At 60.4% G+C, this 21,639-nt stretch carries 23 protein-coding genes; 19 read left to right on the forward strand and 4 right to left on the reverse strand.

Annotated elements, in window-relative coordinates; genetic code table 11:
- The first annotated feature begins 3 nt into the window (after positions 1 to 3).
- The 17 genes from ACZ881_RS01290 to ACZ881_RS01370 all read left to right on the forward strand — a co-directional run bounded on the left by ACZ881_RS01290 (position 4) and on the right by ACZ881_RS01370 (position 16,280).
- Complete coding sequence (locus ACZ881_RS01290; protein ID WP_476112086.1) at positions 4 to 852, forward strand: L-threonylcarbamoyladenylate synthase; 849 nt, start codon at positions 4 to 6, stop codon at positions 850 to 852.
- Positions 849 to 1,634, forward strand: a complete 786-nt coding sequence (locus tag ACZ881_RS01295) for a WecB/TagA/CpsF family glycosyltransferase (RefSeq protein ID WP_178996818.1) — start codon at positions 849 to 851, stop codon at positions 1,632 to 1,634. The genes ACZ881_RS01290 and ACZ881_RS01295 overlap by 4 nt, the downstream gene beginning before the upstream one ends.
- A complete protein-coding gene (locus ACZ881_RS01300) occupies positions 1,635 to 2,591 on the forward strand; it encodes a glycosyltransferase (protein ID WP_179017178.1) in 957 nt (318 codons plus the stop codon). It begins immediately after the preceding gene.
- Positions 2,592 to 2,872: 281 nt separating this feature from the next.
- A complete protein-coding gene (locus ACZ881_RS01305) occupies positions 2,873 to 3,985 on the forward strand; it encodes an MraY family glycosyltransferase (RefSeq protein WP_091468403.1) in 1,113 nt (370 codons plus the stop codon).
- Positions 3,986 to 4,104: 119 nt separating this feature from the next.
- On the forward strand, positions 4,105 to 4,596 hold the full coding sequence (locus tag ACZ881_RS01310; protein WP_476112089.1) for a hypothetical protein: 492 nt from the start codon (positions 4,105 to 4,107) through the stop codon (positions 4,594 to 4,596).
- Complete coding sequence (locus tag ACZ881_RS01315) at positions 4,583 to 4,921, forward strand: hypothetical protein (protein ID WP_178996815.1); 339 nt, start codon at positions 4,583 to 4,585, stop codon at positions 4,919 to 4,921. The genes ACZ881_RS01310 and ACZ881_RS01315 overlap by 14 nt, the downstream gene beginning before the upstream one ends.
- An 81-nt stretch (positions 4,922 to 5,002) precedes the next feature.
- Positions 5,003 to 5,803, forward strand: a complete 801-nt coding sequence (atpB, locus tag ACZ881_RS01320; RefSeq protein WP_017199729.1) for a F0F1 ATP synthase subunit A — start codon at positions 5,003 to 5,005, stop codon at positions 5,801 to 5,803.
- A 77-nt stretch (positions 5,804 to 5,880) separates the two neighbouring features.
- Positions 5,881 to 6,084: an ATP synthase F0 subunit C gene (gene atpE / locus ACZ881_RS01325; RefSeq protein WP_009356484.1), complete on the forward strand. Its 204-nt coding sequence runs from the start codon at positions 5,881 to 5,883 to the stop codon at positions 6,082 to 6,084.
- Positions 6,085 to 6,139: 55 nt separating this feature from the next.
- A complete protein-coding gene (locus ACZ881_RS01330; protein WP_017199730.1) occupies positions 6,140 to 6,697 on the forward strand; it encodes a F0F1 ATP synthase subunit B in 558 nt (185 codons plus the stop codon).
- On the forward strand, positions 6,697 to 7,524 hold the full coding sequence (locus tag ACZ881_RS01335) for a F0F1 ATP synthase subunit delta (RefSeq protein ID WP_091468397.1): 828 nt from the start codon (positions 6,697 to 6,699) through the stop codon (positions 7,522 to 7,524). Before ACZ881_RS01330 ends, ACZ881_RS01335 begins: the two co-directional genes overlap by 1 nt.
- A gap of 85 nt (positions 7,525 to 7,609) precedes the next feature.
- The gene (atpA, locus tag ACZ881_RS01340) at positions 7,610 to 9,247 is read left to right on the forward strand and encodes a F0F1 ATP synthase subunit alpha (protein ID WP_011775259.1); all 1,638 of its coding nucleotides are present in this window, start codon (positions 7,610 to 7,612) and stop codon (positions 9,245 to 9,247) included.
- 76 nt (positions 9,248 to 9,323) lie between these two features.
- Positions 9,324 to 10,214 (forward strand): F0F1 ATP synthase subunit gamma, encoded by an 891-nt coding sequence (locus ACZ881_RS01345; protein WP_011775258.1) that lies wholly within the window; start codon positions 9,324 to 9,326, stop codon positions 10,212 to 10,214.
- Between the two features lie 84 nt (positions 10,215 to 10,298).
- Positions 10,299 to 11,750 carry a F0F1 ATP synthase subunit beta gene (gene atpD, locus ACZ881_RS01350; RefSeq protein ID WP_091468394.1) on the forward strand — a complete coding sequence of 484 codons (1,452 nt, stop codon included), beginning with the start codon at positions 10,299 to 10,301 and terminating at the stop codon, positions 11,748 to 11,750.
- A 1-nt stretch (position 11,751) separates the two neighbouring features.
- A complete protein-coding gene (locus ACZ881_RS01355) occupies positions 11,752 to 12,036 on the forward strand; it encodes a F0F1 ATP synthase subunit epsilon (RefSeq protein ID WP_014922172.1) in 285 nt (94 codons plus the stop codon).
- A 10-nt stretch (positions 12,037 to 12,046) separates the two neighbouring features.
- The gene (locus tag ACZ881_RS01360; RefSeq protein WP_091468392.1) at positions 12,047 to 12,478 is read left to right on the forward strand and encodes a DUF2550 domain-containing protein; all 432 of its coding nucleotides are present in this window, start codon (positions 12,047 to 12,049) and stop codon (positions 12,476 to 12,478) included.
- Positions 12,479 to 12,483: 5 nt separating this feature from the next.
- Complete coding sequence (locus tag ACZ881_RS01365) at positions 12,484 to 13,782, forward strand: alpha/beta hydrolase (RefSeq protein WP_476112093.1); 1,299 nt, start codon at positions 12,484 to 12,486, stop codon at positions 13,780 to 13,782.
- Complete coding sequence (locus tag ACZ881_RS01370) at positions 13,764 to 16,280, forward strand: bifunctional lysylphosphatidylglycerol flippase/synthetase MprF (protein WP_476112095.1); 2,517 nt, start codon at positions 13,764 to 13,766, stop codon at positions 16,278 to 16,280. Before ACZ881_RS01365 ends, ACZ881_RS01370 begins: the two co-directional genes overlap by 19 nt.
- Positions 16,281 to 16,458: 178 nt before the next feature.
- Here ACZ881_RS01370 and ACZ881_RS01375 read toward each other — a convergent pair whose 3' ends face one another.
- The 3 genes from ACZ881_RS01375 to nucS all read right to left on the reverse strand — a co-directional run bounded on the left by ACZ881_RS01375 (position 16,459) and on the right by nucS (position 18,951).
- Positions 16,459 to 16,662 (reverse strand): cold-shock protein, encoded by a 204-nt coding sequence (locus ACZ881_RS01375; protein ID WP_017199737.1) that lies wholly within the window; start codon positions 16,660 to 16,662, stop codon positions 16,459 to 16,461.
- 298 nt (positions 16,663 to 16,960) lie between these two features.
- Positions 16,961 to 18,208: an N-acetylglucosamine-6-phosphate deacetylase gene (locus tag ACZ881_RS01380; RefSeq protein ID WP_091468385.1), complete on the reverse strand. Its 1,248-nt coding sequence runs from the start codon at positions 18,206 to 18,208 to the stop codon at positions 16,961 to 16,963.
- Between the two features lie 47 nt (positions 18,209 to 18,255).
- Entirely contained in the window at positions 18,256 to 18,951 is a 696-nt protein-coding gene (gene nucS / locus ACZ881_RS01385) for an endonuclease NucS (protein WP_178996812.1), read from the reverse strand.
- 57 nt (positions 18,952 to 19,008) lie between these two features.
- On the opposite strand from nucS, the gene ACZ881_RS01390 reads away from it, so the two are divergent.
- Together ACZ881_RS01390 and ACZ881_RS01395 are read left to right on the forward strand one after the other, a co-directional pair.
- The gene (locus tag ACZ881_RS01390; RefSeq protein ID WP_091468381.1) at positions 19,009 to 19,356 is read left to right on the forward strand and encodes an ATP/GTP-binding protein; all 348 of its coding nucleotides are present in this window, start codon (positions 19,009 to 19,011) and stop codon (positions 19,354 to 19,356) included.
- Between the two features lie 19 nt (positions 19,357 to 19,375).
- A complete protein-coding gene (locus tag ACZ881_RS01395; protein WP_476112098.1) occupies positions 19,376 to 20,170 on the forward strand; it encodes an alpha/beta hydrolase in 795 nt (264 codons plus the stop codon).
- A gap of 120 nt (positions 20,171 to 20,290) precedes the next feature.
- Here the strand turns inward: ACZ881_RS01395 and ACZ881_RS01400 are convergent, their stop codons facing one another.
- Positions 20,291 to 21,598 carry an AI-2E family transporter gene (locus ACZ881_RS01400; RefSeq protein ID WP_476112100.1) on the reverse strand — a complete coding sequence of 436 codons (1,308 nt, stop codon included), beginning with the start codon at positions 21,596 to 21,598 and terminating at the stop codon, positions 20,291 to 20,293.
- Positions 21,599 to 21,639 lie beyond the last annotated feature (41 nt).

Consider the following 21,639-nt stretch of genomic DNA (forward strand, 5'->3'; position numbering starts at 1 on the left):
GCTGTGACCACAACCTATAACTGCACTTCCGATGACCAGCGGACTGAAGGCCTTCAGCATGCCCAGCGCGCCATCAGTGAAAAGAAGTGCATCGTGATGCCAACGGACACCGTCTACGGCATTGCCGCTGATGCCTTTTCGCCGTTGGCCGTGACCATGTTGCTGGCTTCCAAGGGGCGTAGCCGGCAGATGCCCCCTCCGGTCCTGATACCCCGGGTCAATGCCCTGGACGGGCTGGCCACCGATGTCCCTGCCGATGCCAGGGCTCTGGCGCAGGCCTTCTGGCCTGGTGGCCTGACATTGATCCTGCATGCACAGCCGTCCTTGGACTGGGACCTCGGCGAAACCAAGGGCACCGTCGCCCTCAGGATGCCCGATGACCAGATCGCCCTGGAACTCCTGGGGCTCACAGGTCCGTTGGCCGTTTCCTCCGCCAACCGGACGGGCCAGGAAGCAGCACAGACGGCCTCGGAAGCACGACTCCAACTGGCAGAGTCCGTAGAGGTCTACCTCGAAGGCGGTTTCCGTCCCGTCAAGGGGACTGCTGCCCTGCCCTCCACGATTGTGGATGCCACTTCCACGCCGTTCCGGGTAGTGCGCCAAGGAGCCATCGAGCTGGAGCGACTCCGCGAGATCGTTCCCTCGATTCTGGGCATCGGTGAAACCATTCCTGCGGAGGTGCCTCCTGTGGAAGACGCGACCCCAACAGCGGGTGACGCGACCCCAGCAGCGGGTGACGCGACCCCAGCAGCGGATGACGCGCCGATCGAAGTAACGGAAACGGCCGCCGTCGTGGATTCAACCCAAGAATCAGTGAAACCAGGGGCCCCGAGCGAAGCCAAACCCGAATGATTCCGGAGCGCCAACGCGTCCCCGTCTTCGACGTCGACGCCACTCCCATGCGCGTCGACGAGCTAATTGAAGCGATGGCCGGACTCATCGCAGCCGGAACAACCGCCACCGCCCTTGGACATAATCTTCACAGCATCACGCTGCTTCATTCGCGCCCGGACGTCCGTTCCTTATACGAGGACAGCTCGATCGTCCTACTGGATGGTGCTCCCGTTGCGATGCTTTGGGGACTCGCCCACAAACGTCAACTCCAGGCGCTGGGTGAGGGACCCATGGCCTACCGGCTCGGTTCCATGGATTGGATCCCGGAGCTCGGCAAGGTCAACGGTCTGGAGCGTGTAGCCGTGGTTGGCGCCGGACGGGCGGCCAATACGAAGGCGGTCGCCCGGCTGCGCTCCATCATCCCCGGTGCAACGGTGGATGGAATGCCCGGTGAGGGATGGGACAGCACCCTGGAGGACGCGGTGGTGAACTGGCTGACGGATTTCCGTCCGCAACTGGTCCTGTTCGGACTTGGGATGCCGCTGCAGGAAACAGTCCTGCACCGCCGGCTCGCAGAGTTGCCGCCTGCCCTCTATTGCGCCGTCGGCGGTGCCATAGAACAGGTCGCAGGCATCCAAAAACTAGCGCCACGTTGGCTCGGCCGCTTGGGGCTCGAATGGGCCTGGCGGCTGGTCCTTCACCCGGGCCGTGTGGCCTACAGAGTTTTCGTTGAACCTTGGAAGCTGGCAGGCCTGCTGATTCGGCGCCGTTTCCAACCATCCAAGACCAAAGGCAAGTAAATGACGTCCCACCCTGTCGTGGTCGCTGTTGTGGTGACCTATAACCGGCGTGAACTCCTCCAGACGACCTTGGAAGGCATTGTTGCAGGTACCCGGGTACCGGACGCCGTGGTCATTGTGGACAATGCCTCCACGGATGGAACCGCAGAGTTCCTCCAGCAGTATCAAAGCCCGGTAACCATTGATGTGGTCTCTTTGAACACGAATGTGGGCGGTGCCGGTGGGTTTGTTGTCGGTATGGAACGGGCCGTGCTGGACCACGGTGCCGACCACGTATGGATCATGGACGACGACACGGAACCGCAGGCGAATGCCCTTCGCGAAGCATTGGACGTGTCGGAATCCTACCAACAGGAAACGGGAGAGGCCCCGGCCTTCATCGCAAGCCGTGTTGTGTGGACTGATGGCCGTGACCACCCAATGAACCGAATGCGTCCGCGGATGGGAGCGAGCGAGGACCAACGCAGCGTTGCTGCCCGTCTGGGCGCCACCCAGATCAGGAGTGCTTCCTTCGTGTCGGTGCTGATACGCGCTGGAGAGATCAAGCAGCATGGCCTGCCAATTGCGGACTACTTCATCTGGAACGATGACCTTGAGTACACCGCGAGGATTTCCCGCCGCGGTACCGCTTTGACTACCAACGCATCGGTGGCCAACCACCACACGAAGGTATTTGGTGATGCGGGAGCGGATCCCGGCCCGCGCTTCTATTATGAAGTGCGGAACAAGCTCTGGGTTTATACCCGATCGAACGCCTTGGCGCCGTGGGAAAAGGTCCTGTTTACCGGCGCTTCGCTGCGCAATTGGACCCGCACCATCGCCGCCTCTCCGAACCGCAAAGTGCTTTTGGCCGGGCTCTTGAAAGGCCTGCGCCACAGCCTGAAAGCTCCGCGGTCCAACGCCCAGGTGCTCGATGGGATCTACGCACTGCGTAACGTCCAGGGGCCCGTCAGGTAGCAGCTACGCCGCGTGAGTTTCCAGCTGAACACGCTGGGGCTTGGTGGCTGCATCACAGGGTGGTCACGGCCATTGGCATTAGTATCGTGACTAGAGTCCACAGTAATCCCGCAACATTCGGCACAGCCGGTGCAGGCATGGCGACGGAGTAGTTCCATTTATCCAAAGACAGAATTCCACACCTTGAGCTGCCCACAACCAGACGGCAATCAAACCCGCCGGCTGCATTCGATGATTCATTCTTCCGGTGTGGTGTGCAGGCTGCTGTCCGGGGCCGCGTCATGATCATGTACATGCTGATGGCCCTTACAGCGGCCGTTGTGTCGTACGCGGGGACGTGGGGTGCACGCGTCGTGGGAAACAAGCTTCGCTTATACCAACCCATCCGAAGCCGCGACATGCATTCAGCCCTGATCTCCAAACTCGGGGGACTGGGCATCTTTGTGGGCTTCTTCGCTGCGTTGGTGGTCGCGAGCAATTCCTTCTTCGTCAAGGACATCTTCAGGCACAACGATGCCCCTTGGGGCATCCTCGCTGGTGCCGTTGTGATTGTCGCGGTGGGGGTCGCGGACGACATCCTGGACATCCGTTGGTGGATCAAGCTCCTGGGCCAGGCCGCAGCCGCCTTCATCGTGGCTATCTGGGGTGTGCGGATGTCTGTGGTGCCCTTTATTCCCGAACCGATCTTCCTTGAGTCCGAAGTCGTGCAGATTGTGCTCACCGCAGGGCTCATTGTCACCACCATGAATGCCGTCAACTTCATTGACGGACTGGACGGTTTGGCAGCAGGAGTCGCCATCATTGGTGGGGGAGCGTTCTTCCTCACCGCCTATTGGGTTCACAGGAACAACCCATCCACTGACAACTCAGACCTCGCAACACTCCTGATGGCCATCCTCGTGGGCAGCTGCATCGGGTTCCTGCCGCACAACTGGTTTCCGGCAAAGATCTTCATGGGCGATTCGGGAGCCATGCTTATTGGTTTGCTGATGGCTTCCGCCGGCGTCGTGGCCACGGGGCAGATCGGCTCCGGTCTCTACGACCGCGCCAACGGTATCCCCACCATCGTTCCCATCCTGCTGCCCTTCGCGGTGTTGTCCCTTCCCCTTCTTGATTTGGGGATGGCCGTTGTCCGCAGGACAGCCAGGGGCCAATCGCCGTGGTCGGCTGACCGCGGGCACCTCCACCACAAGCTGGTGGACCTTGGATACTCGCACCGCAGCGCCGTCGTCATGCTCTATGTGTGGACGTGCATTCTTGCCTTCGGTGGCGTCGCCTTTGCCGTGTTCCCCTGGCAAATCGTGCTCATCGTCATCATTGTGGCAGCGCTCGTCATGGCCGCTGTGACGGCATGGCCCTACTTCACCCGGAACTCGCCGCGGCCGGGGGAGTAGTTGTGACGGCTGGTTATGGTCACAGTTCTATCTCATGTAGAATTCTTTCTGCGGACAGTCACTCGCCCGTAACCCCACTTTGAGAATATGGCACCTGTGCCACGAGGATTGGTATCCCCATGACATCCAACGCCGAAACCGGACGCCCGTCCGGTAAACGTGGTGTTGGAGTTTCCGGTGCGACCACCAATCTCTGGCTCCGGCTGCTCTATTTCAGCGTCGTTGCTGCACTGGCAGCCACCGCCGTCACGTGCGTCATTGCGGCCCTCGTGGCCGGCGGGCAGAGCGCACTCTCGGCTGCTCTCGGCGCCATGCTGGTCATGCTCTTCTTTGGCATCAGTCTCCTGATTGGCCACTTCGTTGGCCGGAACAATCCTTCCGGCGCAATCGGACTCTTTGTTGCGACTTACTTCATCAAAGTCGTCGGATTCGCCGTAGTGCTTTTTGTGCTTGGTAAGCCGGACTGGCTCCAGGGCCGGTGGTTCCTCATTGGGGCGGTTGTTTCAGTCGTCTTCTGGCAGGCCGCAGAGATCTACGCTTTCAGCAAGGCCCGTCTCCAGATCTACAACGATCCCGCAGGACCGAAGGGTGGCCCGGATGTCTCCGCGTAAGCGTTATTCACGCCCGGCTGCCACTGCTCAGCAACCTGCCAACCACAATGAATCCGCCGAAGCTGGAAACGACGGCGGATACAACGCCGGCATCGCTGTCTTCAGCTACATCATTGGCGGGATCATTGTCTGGAGTTTGATAGGCTGGGGTCTGGATAATCTGTGGGGGACCCGCTGGATTGTGCTCCTTGGCGCTCTGCTGGGAGCCGCAGGAGGGTTCTATCTTTCCCATATGCACGGCCTCACCAGGCAAAGCTCCAATCCTTCTGGCGAGAGCAACGCAGACAGCGGTCCGTCCACGGACGGGGACAGTAATGCCAAATAATTTCACATGGATTGTGAATGCGTCCAACGCGTTCGGATTCCAACCAATGCCCAATGATGGACACAGCAGAGAGGAAACGCGTTGATCGCGCTTGCGCTCCCCGCCCAGGATTCGGGGTCATTCACCCCACCCGGAATCGACGAAATGCACCTGCCGGCAATCCTGCCTTGGGGTGCACACGACGGATTCTCCAAGCAGATGCTGCTGGTGATCCTTTCGGTCGTCATTATCGCTACATTCTTCATCCTCGCTGCACGTAAGCAGCAGCTGGTTCCCGGCAAACTGCAGTTCGCAGGCGAGATGGCCTACGGCTTCGTCCGCAACAGCATCGCCAAGGACATCATCGGCGGCAAGGACTTCATCAAGTACGTCCCGCTGTTGTTCAGCCTGTTCTTCTTTATCTTGGTGAACAACATTTACGGCGCCATCCCGGTGATCCAGCTCCCGAGCTTCTCGCACGTTGGCGGCGCCTACGTGCTGGCCGGCATCGTGTACTTCACGTGGATCATCATCGGTATCAAGAAGAACGGCCTGAAGTACTTCAAGCTCGCAACCGTTCCGTCCGGTGTTCCTTGGTACATCCTCCCGATCGTCGTACCGATCGAGATCATCTCCAACTTCCTGGTCCGCCCTGTCACGCACAGCCTCCGTCTGTTCGCAACAATGCTGGCTGGTCACTTGATCGTCATGCTTGCCGGTTCCGGTATCGAGTATCTCGTCATGCAGGAGAACGTCCTCTTGAAGGGCACCTCGGTCCTGGTCCTGGTTGGGGCAATCGCCATGTACATGCTCGAAGCATTGATCATGGCCCTGCAGGCTTACGTGTTCACTCTGTTGACCGCGATTTACATCGAAGGCGCACTGCACGCCGACAGCCACTAGGCTCCCAAACTTCCCCTTGTGGGGATTGAAGTAAACCAAACAACCTGCCACATGGGTGGCATCTTGAAAGGAAAAAAATGGAAGGCAATCTCAACCTCGTAGGTTACGGTCTGTCCGCAATCGGCGGTGGTATCGGTGTGGGTCTCGTGTTCGCGGCTTACATCAACGGTGTTGCTCGTCAGCCGGAAGCTCAGCGTGTGCTGCAGCCGATCGCGTTCCTTGGTCTGGCACTGACCGAAGCTCTCGCCATCCTCGGCCTCGTCTTCGCGTTCGTTCTCTAGTCTTCGGATTCAGAACAAGCGAATTCCGCAACCGAGTAGATAGGACGGGTGAAATATGAATCAGCTGATCATCTCAGCCGCCACTGAAGGCGAAGAGGCCGCTAACCCTCTCGTTCCCAATGTTTGGGAAATGGGCGTCGTCCTCGTCGGCTTTGCGGTCCTCCTGTACATCGTGATCAAGTTCATTGTTCCGATGTTCGAGAAGACCTTCGCAGAGCGCGCCGAAGCAATTGAAGGTGGCATTGCAAAGGCCGAAGCGGCACAGGCAGAAGCTTCTGCTGCTCTCGAAGAGTACAAGCAGCAGCTCACTGATGCCCGTGCCGAAGCCAACCGAATCCGTGAAGAAGCACGCGCCGAAGGCGCCCAGATCCTCGCGGACCTGAAGGCAAAGGCTGCAGCAGAGTCTGCACGCATCACCGAGCAGGCACACGCTGCCATCGAGTCGGAGCGCCAGGCAGCTGTTGTCTCGCTTCGTTCCGAGGTTGGCACTTTGGCCACCACACTGGCCGGCCGCATCGTTGGGGAAGCACTCACCGACGACCAGCGCGCCGCACGTGTTGTGGACCGCTTCCTTGCAGATCTGGAGACCCAGAGCGCAGGTGCAGCTAAGTAATGGCAGGTATATCGAGCGAATCGCTGACCACAGCGCTGGCGCAGCTGGAAGCCAAGCTTCCCTTCGCCTCGCTGCAGTTGGCTAAGGACCTCTTCGGAATCCTGGGAACGGTGGACAGCTCGGCTGGCTTGCGCCGCGCCCTGACTGACCCGTCCCGTTCCGGTGACGAGAAGTCGGCGCTGGTCAAGCAGCTGGTTGGCGGAAAAGTCTCCGCTGATGCTGCTGAAATTGCAGGCGGATTGGCCAGCTCGCGCTGGGCATCGGCCCGCGATATCGGCGATGCACTCGAGACGCTTGCCGCCACGGTTGTCATTGCCGTAGCTGAAAACAAGTCGGCCGTTTCTGCCTCCGGTATCACGGGGCTGGAAGAGCTGGAAAACGATCTGTTTGCCTTCAACCAGGCCGTCGCCTCCAGCCACGAAGTACAACGTGCTCTGTCTGAACCGCAGGCATCTCCTGCGGCGAAGATTGCACTGGCCGAGAAACTTGTTCCTGGCAGCAGCGAGGAATCAAAGGTTCTCATCCGCCAGGCAGTTACGCAGCCACGCGGTGTCAAGCCGAGCAAGCTCGTCGAGTCATTCGCCAAGCTTGCAGCCAAGCGCCAGCAGCGCTGGATTGCAACTGTCAGCGTTACCCGTCCGTTGACGGAAACGCAGGCCAGCCGTCTGCAGGCCGGGCTTGATGCCCTGTACGGCCGCGAACTGAAGGTCAACGTCAATGTTGACCCCGCACTGATCGGTGGAATTCGCGTTCAGGTGGGTGACGAAGTGCTCGACGCTTCGGTCATCGCCCGCCTGTCCGAACTCCGCCGCCAGCTCGTTGGCTAGCGAAGACAAAGCACAACTTAACTGATATAAAACCCGGTCATCGTGAGCAACGATGATCACGAAAACAGGAGAGCAGGGACTGCAGATGGCCGAATTGACCATCAACGCCGACGACGTCCGTAATGCGTTGAACGAGTTCGCGGCGTCCTACGAACCCGGTAACGCAGAGCGCGTAGAGGTTGGTCGTGTGACCACCGCAAGTGACGGCATCGCCCGTGTTGAGGGTCTTCCCTCGGTCATGGCGAACGAGCTGCTTCGCTTCGAAGATGGCACGCTGGGCCTGGCCCAGAACCTTGACGTCCGCGAGATCGGTGTCATTATCCTCGGTGACTTCACCGGTATTGAAGAAGGCCAGGAAGTTCACCGTACCGGTGAGATCCTGTCCGTTCCGGTTGGCGACGCCTTCCTGGGTCGCGTAGTCGACCCCCTGGGCCAGCCCATCGATGACCTCGGCGAGATCAAGGCCGAAGCCACCCGTGCACTGGAACTTCAGGCTCCGGGCGTTACCGAACGCAAGTCGGTTCACGAACCGATGCAGACCGGTCTCAAGGCTATCGACGCCATGATCCCGATCGGCCGCGGCCAGCGTCAGCTGATCATTGGTGACCGCCAGACCGGCAAGACCGCAATCGCTGTGGACACCATCATCAACCAGAAGGCCAACTGGGCTTCGGGAGATGTCACCAAGCAGGTTCGCTGCGTCTACGTTGGTGTCGGCCAGAAGGCTTCCACCATTGCAGCCGTTCGCCAGACCCTTGAGGACCACGGCGCGCTGGAGTACACCACCATCGTGGCGTCCCCGGCATCTGACCCTGCCGGCTTCAAGTACTTGGCACCGTATGCAGGTTCGGCCATCGGCCAGCACTGGATGTACGGCGGCAAGCACGTTCTGGTGATCTTCGATGACCTGTCCAAGCAGGCCGAAGCCTACCGCGCCGTATCCCTGCTGCTTCGCCGTCCGCCGGGACGCGAAGCATACCCGGGTGACGTTTTCTACTTGCACTCCCGCCTGCTGGAGCGTTGTGCCAAGCTCTCCGACGAGCTCGGTGCCGGCTCGATGACCGGTCTTCCGATCGTCGAGACCAAGGCAAACGACGTCTCCGCCTACATCCCGACCAACGTGATCTCCATTACCGATGGTCAGATCTTCCTCCAGTCGGATCTCTTCAACGCCAACCAGCGTCCCGCTGTTGACGTTGGTGTGTCCGTCTCCCGCGTTGGTGGCGCTGCTCAGGTCAAGTCCATGAAGAAGGTCTCCGGTACCTTGAAGCTGGACCTGGCCCAGTACCGCGACATGCAGGCATTCGCTATGTTCGCCTCTGACCTGGATGCTGCATCACGTCAGCAGCTGACCCGTGGTGCACGCCTGATGGAACTGCTGAAGCAGGGCCAGTACTCACCGTTCCCCGTTGAGAACCAGGTTGTTTCCATCTGGGCCGGCACCAACGGTTACCTGGACGACGTTCCGGTTGAGGACATCAGCCGCTTCGAGTCCGAGTTCCTGGAGCACCTCACGCACAAGTCCTCCATCCTGACCACGCTGGCTCAGACCAACGTCCTGGATGACGACACCGCTGCAGCTCTGAAGGAAGCCATTGTTTCCTTCAAGAAGGGCTTCTTCGGCGAGGGCGACAACCACTTGGTTGGCGCTGGCCACGAGGAGCACGCAGCGATCTCCGGCGGCGACGTCGACCAGGAAAAGATCGTCAAGCAGAAGCGCTAGTTCCGATCACCTGCCCTGCCGGGGTCCGCAAGGGCCCCGGCAGGGCAGCACATCGGAAACTTAGGAAAGGATAAGTATGGGAGCCCAGATTCGGGTCTACCGTCAGAAGATCAGCTCGACGACGTCGATGCGCAAGATCTTCAAGGCGATGGAACTGATCGCTACCTCGCGCATCGGTAAGGCCCGCGCCCGCGTAGCAGCTTCACTGCCTTACGCGAACGCGATTACCCGCGCCGTTTCTGCTGTCGCAACTCAGAGCGAAATCGACCACCCGCTGACCACCGAGCCGGAGCAGATCCGCCGCGCCGCAGTCCTGATCATTACATCGGACCGTGGCCTTGCAGGATCGTACTCCGCGAGCGTGCTCAAGCAGGCTGAAGGTCTCACCGAGCTTCTTCACGCAGAAGGCAAGGAAGTCAAGGCATACCTGGTTGGCCGTAAGGCGCAGGCGTACTTCGATTTCCGCAACCGGTCCTACGCCCGCGTATGGACTGGTGGCACCGACGCACCGGAATTCGAAACCGCGCAGGAAGTCGGAGCTGCACTTCTTGAAGACTTCTCCACTGACTTCGAAGAGGGCGGCGTGGACGAGATCCACGTTGTATACACCCGCTTCAAGTCCATGGTGACGCAGGAGCCGACGGTCATCCGTTTGCTCCCGTTGGAGGTCGTCGAAGAGGAAGCAGCCTCGGAATCCGAGCTGTTGCCGTTGTACGAGTTTGAGCCGGAAACAGAGCAGGTGCTTGACGCACTGCTGCCGCGTTACATCGAGTCCCGCATCTTCGCAGCCATGCTGCAGGCAGCAGCTTCCGAGCTCGCAGCCCGCCAGCGTGCTATGAAGTCGGCCGGTGACAACGCTACCGACTTGATCAAGAAGTACACGCGCCTTCGCAACACGGCCCGCCAGGCCGAGATTACGCAGGAGCTTTCCGAAATCGTGGCCGGCGCAGACGCCCTCGCGTCTTAGCCTCCAACGAATTCGGCTCGAAGCCGCACCTGCACCAAACAGATAAACTTAAACCCACGCCATCTACTGAGTGAAGTGAGAGAGATGACTGCCACTGCTACCGAACACGTAGCTACGGCCGGTGCTACCGGCCGCATTGCCCGTGTTATTGGTCCGGTTGTCGACGTCGAATTCCCGGCTGACGCAATCCCCTCGATTTACAACGCTCTGACCACTGAGATCACTCTCAACGGCCAGACGAAAACCATCACGTTCGAGACTTCCCAACACCTGGGTGACAACCTCGTTCGCGCCATCTCCCTGCAGGCAACCGACGGCCTCGTCCGCGGCACCACTGTGCGGGACTCCGGTTCTCCCATCTCCGTGCCCGTCGGCGACGGCGTCAAGGGCCACATCTTCAACGTTCTCGGCAAGCCGCTGGACGTCGAAGAGTCCGAGATCAAGGCAGACGCCTACTGGCCGATCCACCGCAAGGCTCCGTCCTTCGCTTCCCTCGAGGGCTCCACGGAGATGCTCGAGACCGGCATCAAGGTCATCGACCTTCTCACCCCGTACATCAAGGGTGGAAAGATCGGCCTGTTCGGCGGCGCCGGCGTTGGCAAGACCGTTCTGATCCAGGAAATGATCACCCGTGTTGCCCGCAACTTCGGTGGTACTTCCGTATTCGCCGGTGTTGGCGAGCGTACCCGTGAAGGTAACGACCTCTGGGTTGAAATGGAAGAGGCAGGCGTTCTTAAGGACACCGCCCTTGTATTCGGCCAGATGGATGAGCCGCCGGGAACCCGTCTTCGCGTGGCCCTGTCCGCCCTGACCATGGCGGAGTACTTCCGCGATGTTCAGAACCAGGACGTGTTGCTCTTCATCGACAACATCTTCCGCTTCACGCAGGCAGGCTCGGAAGTTTCCACACTGCTCGGCCGCATGCCGTCCGCTGTGGGCTACCAGCCCAACCTTGCTGACGAGATGGGTCTGCTCCAGGAGCGCATCACCTCCACCAAGGGCCACTCCATCACGTCGATGCAGGCCATTTACGTGCCGGCTGATGACTACACCGACCCGGCTCCGGCAACGACCTTCGCACACCTCGACGCGACCACGGAACTTTCCCGTGAAATCGCCTCCCGTGGTTTGTACCCGGCCGTTGACCCGCTGACGTCCACGTCCCGTATTCTGGATCCCCAGTACATCGGCAAGGATCACTACAACACGGCTGTTCGTGTTAAGCAGATCCTGCAGAAGAACAAGGAACTCCAGGACATCATCGCCATCCTCGGTGTTGACGAACTGTCTGAAGAGGACAAGATCGTCGTGTCGCGTGCACGTCGTATCCAGCAGTTCCTCTCCCAGAACACCTACACCGCCAAGCAGTTCACCGGCGTCGAGGGCTCCACCGTGTCCATCAAGGACACTGTTGAAGGCTTCACGGCCATCTGTGACGGCGAGCTGGACCACATCGCAGAGCAGGCGTTCTTCAACGTCGGCGGCCTGGATGACGTTGAGCGTCAGTGGGCCAAGATCCAGGAACAGACCAAGTAGTATGGCTGAGCTCGAGGTTGAGATTGTCGCAGCGGACCACTTCGTGTGGTCCGGTGCGGCCAAGATGGTGAAGGCCCGCACCAGTGATGGTGAAATCGGAATCCTGCCGGGCCACTCGCCCCTTCTGGCCATCATGGCCGCGGGCGAGCTGGCAATCCAGCCGGTTTCCGGTGATCGCATCGCAGTAGTTGTTGACGGCGGATTCTTCTCCGTCGACAACGATCGCGTGGTCATTGTTGCTGACAACGCCAAATTGGGCGAAGCGGCTACAGCGGGGATCCGATAGCACGACCTTGATGGACGATTCCCTTATTCCGTTCATCGCCTTGGCAACAGCGTTTACGTTGCTGATCATTTCACTGTGCCTTTTCGGGGTGCGCCGCTTCAATCTGCGGCGCGCCCTGGGCACGGTCGACGCCTCCATTTGCATGGCTGGAAACAGCTGGCAAATGGGGGTTTGTCGTTATCAGGACAATGAGCTCGAGTGGTTCCGCTTGATGTCCCTGAGCGTCATCCCCAAGCACAAGTTCACGCGCAGTTCACTTGAATTGCTTGGCCGCCGCCAGCCCACGGAAGAAGAGCTCGTCAGGATACAACCTGGCGTGGTCGTGGTTGAACTGCAGTACGAAGGCAAGAAGTTCATGCTCGCCATGAATTTCGATGCCTATGCGGGTTTGTCGTCCTGGCTTGAAGCTGGGCCGGTCATTGGCGTCGGAACCTGGCGTTAGGCGCCATGGACTTTCTTTCGGACGTCAGTCTGGTTGATGGGCCGTTCCTCTGGTTCAGCATCGCCTGTGGTGCAGCAGGCGGGGCCTACCTCCTATGGCGTCGACGACGTTCCTGGCCTCTGTTCGTCGCAAGCAGCTTACTGCTCGCTGTAGGTGTCGTGGCGCTGATTCACTGGATCCTGGTGGATCTTATGGCCACGTTCTCGGAGAACCTTCCCTTTCAGACTGTAGCTTGGGCAGTCCCCGCCGTCGCAGCCCTTCTCCTGTGCGCTGCGCGCTTCCCCCGAAACTCCTGGCGCGGCCGCTCGTTCAGTGTGGTGGCGATGCTCGGCGTCGTGCTCTTATGCGTGGTCCAGATTAATCTCTATTTCGGATTGAATAACACGGTCTCGGACCTGCTGGGTACTGCGGTGGCGCGCATACAGCCACTGGAATCGAGCCTCAAACGCACTGCAGAAGCAAAGCCCGGTCAGGCCCCCTCCACATGGAAAGCCCCGGATTCCATGCCCCGAAACGGCGTCCTGCGCAGAGCTGACATTCCCGGTACGGTCTCCGGCTTCAACGCACGGGAAGCATATGTTTACTTGCCACCCGCCTATCAGACCGCATCCCGTCCCAGCCTGCCTGTGTTGGTGCTCTTCGCCGGGCAGCCGGGTGGTCCGGCGGATTGGCTGACTGGTGGCCAGCTCCGTTCCCTGCTGGACCAGTTCGCTGAAAATCATCACGGGATTGCTCCTGTCACAGTGGTGGTCGACCCCAACGGATCAGCCAACGCCAACACCATGTGCATGGACAGCAACATCGCCTCGGTGGACACCTATCTTTCGAAGGATGTCCCGGCCTGGATCACTCAGACTTTGGATGTGGCGACTGATCACAAGCAGTGGGCCGTTGGCGGTTTCTCTTTTGGCGGCACATGCGCCATGCAAATGGGAACTTTGCACCCGGATCTGTTCGCATCCATTCTGCCTTTCGCCGCAGAAAGGGAACCTGCCCTGGCCAAAGATCGAAGCAAGACCATTGCGGACTCGTTCGACGGCGACGTTGAAGCCTTCGAATCCCGGACACCTCTGGTGTTGATGCAGCAGCGCAACTTTGCCGGCAGCGGGGTGTATCTGGTTTCGGGCGAAGCTGACCACGAGTTCACTGACTACATGCATGAGCTTGCTGACGCGGCACGAAACGCTGGTTTTGAAACCGAAGATCATTCAATTCCTCAGGCCGGACACTCCTGGGATGCAGTGATCCGTGGAATGCCCGGCGGACTCGACTTCCTGGCCACCCGGTGGGGGTTGCCGCGGTGAGCCTTACCCTCAGAGGTGTGGCGGAGCCTGCGCTGAGGCAGGCGGGCCGGCATTTGCGGTCAACGCCGTTCACCCTGCTCGTGCTTGCCGTTTTTGTGGGCCTGTCGTTGGCCTCCGGGAGCTTCCTGACTGGACCACCCCGGCCGTGGCTTGCGGTGGCCAGTGTGTCCCTGGAAGGGTTGCGCTCAGGAGAATGGTGGTCCATCTGGACGTCGCTGTTCTTCACCACCAATCCGTTGGCCTATGCCACTGCCGTCCTCATGATTTTGCTCCTGCTCGGACTTGCAGAGCGGCAGTTGGGCTCCCCTAAAACGGCTGGAGTGTTCTTCGGGAGCCAGTTCGGCTGTATATCGGCCTTCCTCTTGGTGACCCAGGTGGCGCAATACGTCGATGACGGGTGGCTTTCCGAGATGGCTGATACCCGCCTGATCGGACCATACGGTGCTATTCTTGCTACGGCTTTGGCCGCGAGTGCGCTCCTGCCCACATTGTGGCAGCGTCGCCTGCGCACAGTGGTGCTTTCCATTTCCCTGTTGCTGGTGCTCTACGTAGGTCATGCGGAGACAGTTGTTGGTTTTCTGGGCGCCCTGATTGGCTTGCTCGCCGGCTGGTGGATGCAAAGCAGCCAAGGCCATCTCCACCTGCATAGGTCCACCAGCCGTGAAATCCGGAACCTCCTGTCACTGACCATGGCAATTTTCGCCGTGGGTCCCATCGTGACCGCGGCAGCCAAGAGTCCATCGGGGCCGTTGGCCCTGTTGCGTGACGTCATCCTTAACCCGCTGCCAACCCTGAGCCAACTGGAAAGCAACTGCGGGGGCACCATCGACGTCGCTTGCCTCGAGATTGCACGCCAGGGTTACACAGGACCGTTCGGTTTGGCCTTGGCAGTTGTGCCGGTTGTCCTGCTCTTGATCTGTGCCGACGGCATGAGGCGCGGACGCCGGCTCGCGTTGGGAATTGCCATCGGCGTGCAGTTGGTGGTGGTCGTCTTGTCCACGATCTATCTTGGCCTTTTTGCCGGTATGCCGAGGCCGGCAGGACGCCCCCATGCGGGAATGCTCAACTCGGCCGTGGTTCACATCATTCCGCTTGTGCTGGTCCCCTTGGCTTTGGCGCTTCTCCTGTTCGCCTATCGGGGCCACTTCCGGGTGGTGACCTCCGACCACCTGCGCCGGAAGGTGTTCTGGGTGGTCGGCTTGACTGGGCTAGGGCTGGGCTTGGCCTACGCAGCGGTATGGCTGGCTTCCGGTGGCCTGGTTCGCGACGGCGGTGTGCTGGGTCTGGTGGCTGAGCTAGCCAGGCAGTATCTCCCCGTGCCGCTTCCGGGTGTTTACCGCAAGGTTTTTGCTGACCGCGACGTGCTGGAAGTTTTCCTCTTTTCCTACTCCGGTACGGTGTTTTGGTTCGTTGCCTTGATTGGCGTATGGGTGCTGCTGATCCGCGGACACCACACGGGTGGACTTGACCGTCAGGCGCGTCAGGGTGCACGTGCCCTGGTGAAGCGGGGCGGAGATTCATTGTCATGGATGGCTCTTTGGGAGCCAAACAAATACTGGTTCACTCCCGAAGGTACCGGGGGAGTCGCCTACCAGCAGCACAGCCACGTGGCGTTGACGCTGGCTGGTCCTTTCGGAGCAAGGCAGCATCACGCGGCTACCGCCAAAGGCTTCCTGGAGTATTGCTCGCAGCATGCGTTGACGCCATGCCTCTACTCCTGCACGGACGAACTCTGGCCCATGCTGCACTCGCGCGGATTCCGCCGGGTGCCGGTTGCCCAGGAGACTCGACTGCGGATCACGGGCCTGGAGTTCAAGGGCAAGGAGTGGCAAAACGTCAGAACATCCCTCAACCGTGCCGCGAAGATGGGGATCACGGCCAGGTGGGGCCGATACTCCGAACTCCCGCATGGAGTGCGTGCCCAAGTGAGTGAGGTTTCCGAGGAATGGGCTGCCCAGAAAAAAATCCCGGAAATGGGCTTCACCATGGGAGGCCTGGACGAGTTGGATGACGACGACGTCCTGTGCTGCGTCGCTTTGGACGACAAGGGTTTTGTCTATGGCGTCACCAGTTGGCTTCCCGTCTATGAGGAAGGTGTGATTGTCAGTTGGACACTGGACTTCATGCGGCGACGGGGCGATGCTTTCCCGGGGGTCATGGAGTTCCTGATAGCTTCGGCTGTTTTGCACCTGCGGGATTCGGTGGAGCTGATTTCTTTGTCCGGTTCGCCTTTAGCCCGGGAAAAGGGCGAAATCGAGCAGCGGGCCAAAGGTCTGGCAGGACTACTGGAGGTGGTGGGGCACGCCTTGGAACCTGTTTACGGATTCAGGTCGCTGGCGTCCTTTAAGTCGAGGTTCCAGCCCGAGTACAGAACCTTGTACATGTATTACCAAGACCCGCTGCATCTTCCTGCAATTGGGCGTGCGCTCAGCAGGGCCTATCTTCCGGGATTGTCAGTCCGGCATTCCGCGCGGCTGCTTCGAAGCTTGGTTGGTTGAATTGTCAACACTTATCGGAAGGACCCTTTTGGTATTTCTTCATGGTTAGTAACAAGTCTTGTTGACAAGCTGCGTATTGTGGCGGGCATTCTTTAGGTTAAGACGCGTTGACCCCGGCTCGGAAGCCAGGGTCAACGTGTTTGTTGTATCTGCAACAAGCAGAGATCAACGGGTAAGACTAGACGACCGTAACGCCGGTTGCCTGGGGGCCCTTGGCTCCCTGACCGATCTCGAACTGAACGCGCTGGTTCTCATCGAGGGTCTTGAAGCCACCGGTTTGGATCTCGGAGTAGTGAACGAAAACGTCCCCATCCGCGTCATCCGGGGTGATGAAGCCGAAGCCCTTTTCAGCGTTGAACCACTTGACGGTTCCCAGTGCCATGTATTTCTCCTCGTTGTGGAACATCAGTCCGATACACCTCGTACCGGGTTTGTTACTCCGCGAGAAGACCTGAATACCGCACAAGCCGGGGCTTGGTTGATTCGCAGGAGCTTCACGCTCGCAACTGGTCTTGCGAGCATGAAAACCACCTACACAAAGACTGCTACAACACTTTCATGAGCTCTGCCGGAGGTCAACGGTGTTTTGGGCAATTCAGGAAAATTTTCGGTAAAAAGAAGGTAACGTCGGCTTCTGCAATTACCAAAGTCCTTTTCCTGCAACCAGGGCAGTCGCTCAACTAAGACAACCACTGGCCATTGCGCATTACGCCTGTCAGTTCCAGATCCTCGTTTGTTACAACGACATCAGCCCGCAGTCCCCGACGGAGCCCGCCTATTTCGTCGGAAAGTCCCAGGACAGCGGCCGGGACCGCCGTTGCCGAGCAAATGGCGTCGGGAAGCGCGACGCCGGCTGCCACCGTTTTGCTGACGACTTCCAGGAGCGTGGAGGTGCCTCCGGCGATGGAGCCGGTGGCATCCAGCGTGGCCACGCCGTCGCTGACAGTGACCGGCGACGGGCCAAGCATGTAGTTGCCATCGGACAGTCCTGCCGCCGCCATGGAATCCGTTACCAGCACGATGTTGCCCGCTCCCACCAACTGGAAGACGGTGGCCACGGTGCTGGGGTCCAAATGCGTTCCGTCAGCAATGAGTTCAACAACCGCCTTCCCTTCCTGGGCCATGCGCAGGCATGCCGCAACGGGACCAGGGGCGCGGTGATGCAGGGGAGGCATTCCGTTGAAAAGGTGCGTGACCGTGGGAAGCGAGCTGACGCCGTCGAATCCTGCTGACTCGAGTCCCTCGCGGGCCGCAGCCAGGGACGCCGCGGCTGTGGCGTCGTCGCAGTCCGTGTGCCCCAAGGAGGGAGTGACTCCATGGGAAGTCATCAAGTCCACCAAGGCAGCTGCCCCCGGAAGCTCCGGGGCGTAAGTCATGGTGGCGAGCTTACCGGCCGCGGCTCCCACCAGTTCGTCCATGAGCTCCAGGTCGGGCTCCAGCAGGTATTCCGGATTCTGGGCCCCGCAACGGGCATGGGACAGGAAGGGGCCTTCCAAGTGAATGCCGGCCACGAGGCCTTCATCCACTAGCTTCACGTAAAGCTCGATGCCTCGAAGGAGATCTGCCCGGGGAGCGGTGACCATGCTTGCCAGGAAAGTGGTGGTCCCTGAGCGATGGAGGAACTCCACTGCCCTGCGCGCCGAGCCTTCTTCGCCGCCAGGGAAATCGCCGCCGTTGCCACCATGGCAGTGAACGTCCACGAGTCCTGGGAAGAGGTAGCTGCCGCTGGGAATCCCCAAGCGGATTGCGCTTTGGAAACCCTCAAAATCTTCGGGATCGAAGCCTTTGGCCGGCCCCGCGTAGGCAATTCTGTCCCCGTCGACCGCAACCAGGCCGTCTTCCACTACCTCCCCGTCGCTGACGAGTGTTCCTCGGATGATCTGGTGGCTCGGAGCGGAGGAAGAGGGAAAACCGGATGCGACAGTCATAATTCTGATTCTAGTGGCCTGCGGCACAGTCTCCCGAAGGGGAAAACTCAGAAGAGCCGTGACTCGCTGTCATCCACACCGCGCATGGCGTCATAATCCAGCGTGACGCAATCGATTCCACGGTCGTTGGCCAGTACCTTCGCTTGGGGCTTGATTTGTTGGGCGGCGAAAATCCCCCTCACGGGAGCCAGCAGGGGGTCGCGGTTGAGCAGTTCGAGATACCGCGTGAGTTGTTCGACGCCGTCGATGTCTCCGCGCCGTTTCAGCTCAATGGCAACGGTGGCGCCGTCAGCATCCCTGGCCAGGATGTCCACAGGGCCGATAGCGGTGAAGTACTCGCGGCGTATGAGGGAGTAGCCGGACCCCAGAAGCTCGATTTGTTCGGCCAGCAGCCTTTGGAGGTCTGCTTCGACGCCGTCCTTGATCAGGCCGGGATCAGTGCCGAGCTCGTGCGAGGTGTCATGCAATTGCTCGTAGATGTTGATGATGAGGCGGTCGTCCGTCTTAGCGGACTGGACGGTCCACTGTTCCACCACCCCTTCTTCCACTTCGGTTTCCTCAGGCGTGGTCACACGAAGGGTTGCAGGGGGGCTCATCCAGTTCAGCGGCTTGTAGGAACCGCCGTCGGAATGCACCAACACCGAACCATCCGCTTTGACCAGCAGGAGCCGGGTAGCGAGGGGAAGATGGGCCTTGAGGCGGCCAACGTAATCAACAGAACAACGGGCTATGACGAGTCGCACCCGCCCCACATTACCGTCTCACCATCTACAACAGGGTGGCTGAGGCAGAATGGAAGCATGCCCCGCTCCAACCGTCCTCGTCGCAACGCGTCCAGCACACGCTCCGGCAGCGCCGGCGGCAGCAAATGGACGGAACCGACGCCGGAGCTCGACCTTGAGCGGGCGCGCGGTGGTATCGCCCGGCGCGAAAGTGCACCGGACGGGGACTGGATGGTGCGGACCATGACGGCCAAGAAGGCGGAAAAGCAATACATCTGCCCCGGTTGCTCCACCGCTATCGTCCCCGGCATCGCGCATCTGGTGGTGTGGTCCGACAGTCACCTGTTTGGACAAGCCGCAGGGCTGGCCGAACGCAGGCACTGGCACACCAACTGCTGGACGGGCAGGACGTACCGCTACCGCTGATTCCCTTAGGCTTGGTTGCATGACTTTCGACCCCGCCTCGTTCGTGTTTACCCCGCAGGACGCGCCATCGGAGATCCGCGCCTCCACGGTCCTTCCCGCCCGCCGCGAGAACGTGGAGTTCACCACCGAGGACGGCAAGGTATTGCTGGGCGAACTGGCGTTGCCGGAATCAGGGGAGGTCACCGCGACGTTGATAACCCTCCACCCGCTGCCCACGCACGGCGGGTTCATGGATTCCCACGTCTACCGGAAGGCCTCCTACCGGCTGCCCGCGCTGTCGGGAGTTGCAGTCCTGCGCTTCAACACGCGGGGCACGGCATCACCGCGTGGCACCAGCGATGGCCAGTTCGAGGAGGGCATTGGGGAGCGCTACGACGTTGAGGCTGCCGTCCGTTTCGCCGTGGAACGCGGGCTCCCGAACCGCTGGCTCGTCGGGTGGTCCTTCGGTACCGAGCTTGCCCTCATGTACGGGGCGGTGGAGCCGGTGGCCCCGGAAATCGAAGGTGCAGTGCTGCTGTCCCCACCCTTGCACCGCGCCACTGATGTGCACCTCAAGGAGTGGGCCGCCTCCGGCATGCCGCTCACGGTCCTGGTGCCGGAGCATGACGACTACCTGCAGCCTGCCGAAGCAGCCCAGCGGTTCAGCCTGGTGCCGCAGGCCCGGCTTGTCGGCGTCGACGGTGCAAAACACCTTTGGGTGGGCGAGAAGTACGCGGCCCGCGTCTTGGATGAAATCGTCGACGACGTCACTCATGCAGGTGCCGGAGTGGACGGCCTGCCACGCGAGTGGGCGGGGCCGGTCGCGAGTGCCTAGTACGGTCGCTAGTGCTTGACCCGGTCGCGAACCGTTGAGCCTGTGTGCAGAAAATGCCTCTGGGAACACATCGTGTTCAGGGGCATTATCTGTATGAAGAACCTGTGGAGGGCGGGGTACTCAGTGCCGATCTTGGCGGACGATGAATACTTCCTTGATCAGCAGCATGATGGCTGCCGCCGTCGGAATGGCGATCAGTGCGCCAAGGACGCCGAGCAGGCTGCCGCCGGCAATCACCGAGATCACCGCCACGGCCCCCGGTACAGCTACTGCACGCTGCATGATGCGCGGTGAGATGAAGTACGCCTCGAACTGCAGGTAGGCGAAGTAGGCGATCGCATAGATCACGGCTGTCTGCCAGCCGGCGGTGAGTGCTACAAGGATGACCACGACAGCGGCGATCATGCCGCCTACCAGGGGAATGAACGCCAGCAGGGCAACAACGAAGGCAAGCAGGACGCTGAAGGGGATGCCCAGGATGGTCATCAGGATGAAGGCAAAAATGGCGTTCAGCAGGGCAACGCAAACCTGGCCTATGACGTAGTTGCCCACGGAGTCGGTAATCGCTTCGGAAAGCGCCTCAACACGTGGACGGCGGGACCGGGGAGCGAGGCGATAGGCCCACTTCTTCATGGATGGCAGGGCTGCCAGGAAGTAGAGGCTGAGGACCAGTACGATCAGGGAACCGAACAGGCCGTTGGCAACGGTGGACCCGAAACCGACCACACCGCCGAAGATTCCGCCCATCGCTTCGGGATCCTTGACGAACTTGTCCAGTTCGGTGGTGATGCGGTCACGTACGCCAAATTGGCTGTCTGCGTTGCGGAAGAAGTCCGAGTCCAGGAAGCTGCGGATCCAGTCCGGGGCTTGGCGGACGATTTCCGATACCTGTTCGACGATGGTGGGAATCAGCGTTGCGAAGAATCCGGCCACCGCGAGCACAAGGGCTGAGACGGATATGAGGATGCCGGCGGGCCGGGGCACTTTGCGGCCTTCCAGCCAGCGGACCACGGGATCAAGTCCGAGGGCGATGAAGAGTGCCGCCACGATCCACAAGATGAGCTGGGTGGTGTTGCTGGCGATGTAGAACACGGCCAACGCAATGCCGACACCTGCAGTACCCATGAATCCGACATATACAGGGTGCTGGGATGACATCCGCGGGCCAGGGGCGCCGAAGCCGTGGTCGTCCTCGGGGCGGAAGCCTTCGCGGCCTTCATCCGATTCAGCTTCCGGGGGCATCTCGAAACGTACGCGGTTCCGGGCGCCGGGGATGGGTTGCCTCAGCCTGCGGCTGATTGCAGCCAGGCGTCCGGTGCGGACTGGAACCGCCGCAGCCGGAACCGTCGCGGCAGTGCCCTCGGAGGGGGCATCCACCGCACTTGACCCGGGCTCATCGACGGGACGGGGCTCCATGTGGTCTTTCACGCGGTTTGGCTGCCTTTTCAGTGGTGGTAAAGGGTGGACTT

Source organism: Paenarthrobacter sp. TE3676, from assembly GCF_056279165.1.

Excerpts from the sequence above, each read along its gene's own strand:
- ACZ881_RS01395 (WP_476112098.1), top strand. The coding sequence starts at position 19,376 with ATGACTTTCGACCCCGCCTCGTTCGTGTTTACCCCGCAGGACGCGCCA.
- ACZ881_RS01300 (WP_179017178.1), top strand. The coding sequence starts at position 1,635 with ATGACGTCCCACCCTGTCGTGGTCGCTGTTGTGGTGACCTATAACCGG.
- ACZ881_RS01330 (WP_017199730.1), top strand. The coding sequence starts at position 6,140 with ATGAATCAGCTGATCATCTCAGCCGCCACTGAAGGCGAAGAGGCCGCT.
- ACZ881_RS01365 (WP_476112093.1), top strand. The coding sequence starts at position 12,484 with ATGGACTTTCTTTCGGACGTCAGTCTGGTTGATGGGCCGTTCCTCTGG.
- ACZ881_RS01345 (WP_011775258.1), top strand. The coding sequence starts at position 9,324 with ATGGGAGCCCAGATTCGGGTCTACCGTCAGAAGATCAGCTCGACGACG.
- ACZ881_RS01315 (WP_178996815.1), top strand. The coding sequence starts at position 4,583 with ATGTCTCCGCGTAAGCGTTATTCACGCCCGGCTGCCACTGCTCAGCAA.
- ACZ881_RS01295 (WP_178996818.1), top strand. The coding sequence starts at position 849 with ATGATTCCGGAGCGCCAACGCGTCCCCGTCTTCGACGTCGACGCCACT.
- ACZ881_RS01335 (WP_091468397.1), top strand. The coding sequence starts at position 6,697 with ATGGCAGGTATATCGAGCGAATCGCTGACCACAGCGCTGGCGCAGCTG.
- ACZ881_RS01390 (WP_091468381.1), top strand. The coding sequence starts at position 19,009 with ATGCCCCGCTCCAACCGTCCTCGTCGCAACGCGTCCAGCACACGCTCC.
- ACZ881_RS01375 (WP_017199737.1), bottom strand. The coding sequence starts at position 16,662 with ATGGCACTGGGAACCGTCAAGTGGTTCAACGCTGAAAAGGGCTTCGGC.
- atpE (WP_009356484.1), top strand. The coding sequence starts at position 5,881 with ATGGAAGGCAATCTCAACCTCGTAGGTTACGGTCTGTCCGCAATCGGC.
- ACZ881_RS01380 (WP_091468385.1), bottom strand. The coding sequence starts at position 18,208 with ATGACTGTCGCATCCGGTTTTCCCTCTTCCTCCGCTCCGAGCCACCAG.
- ACZ881_RS01310 (WP_476112089.1), top strand. The coding sequence starts at position 4,105 with ATGACATCCAACGCCGAAACCGGACGCCCGTCCGGTAAACGTGGTGTT.
- ACZ881_RS01305 (WP_091468403.1), top strand. The coding sequence starts at position 2,873 with ATGATCATGTACATGCTGATGGCCCTTACAGCGGCCGTTGTGTCGTAC.
- atpA (WP_011775259.1), top strand. The coding sequence starts at position 7,610 with ATGGCCGAATTGACCATCAACGCCGACGACGTCCGTAATGCGTTGAAC.
- ACZ881_RS01355 (WP_014922172.1), top strand. The coding sequence starts at position 11,752 with ATGGCTGAGCTCGAGGTTGAGATTGTCGCAGCGGACCACTTCGTGTGG.
- atpD (WP_091468394.1), top strand. The coding sequence starts at position 10,299 with ATGACTGCCACTGCTACCGAACACGTAGCTACGGCCGGTGCTACCGGC.
- ACZ881_RS01360 (WP_091468392.1), top strand. The coding sequence starts at position 12,047 with ATGGACGATTCCCTTATTCCGTTCATCGCCTTGGCAACAGCGTTTACG.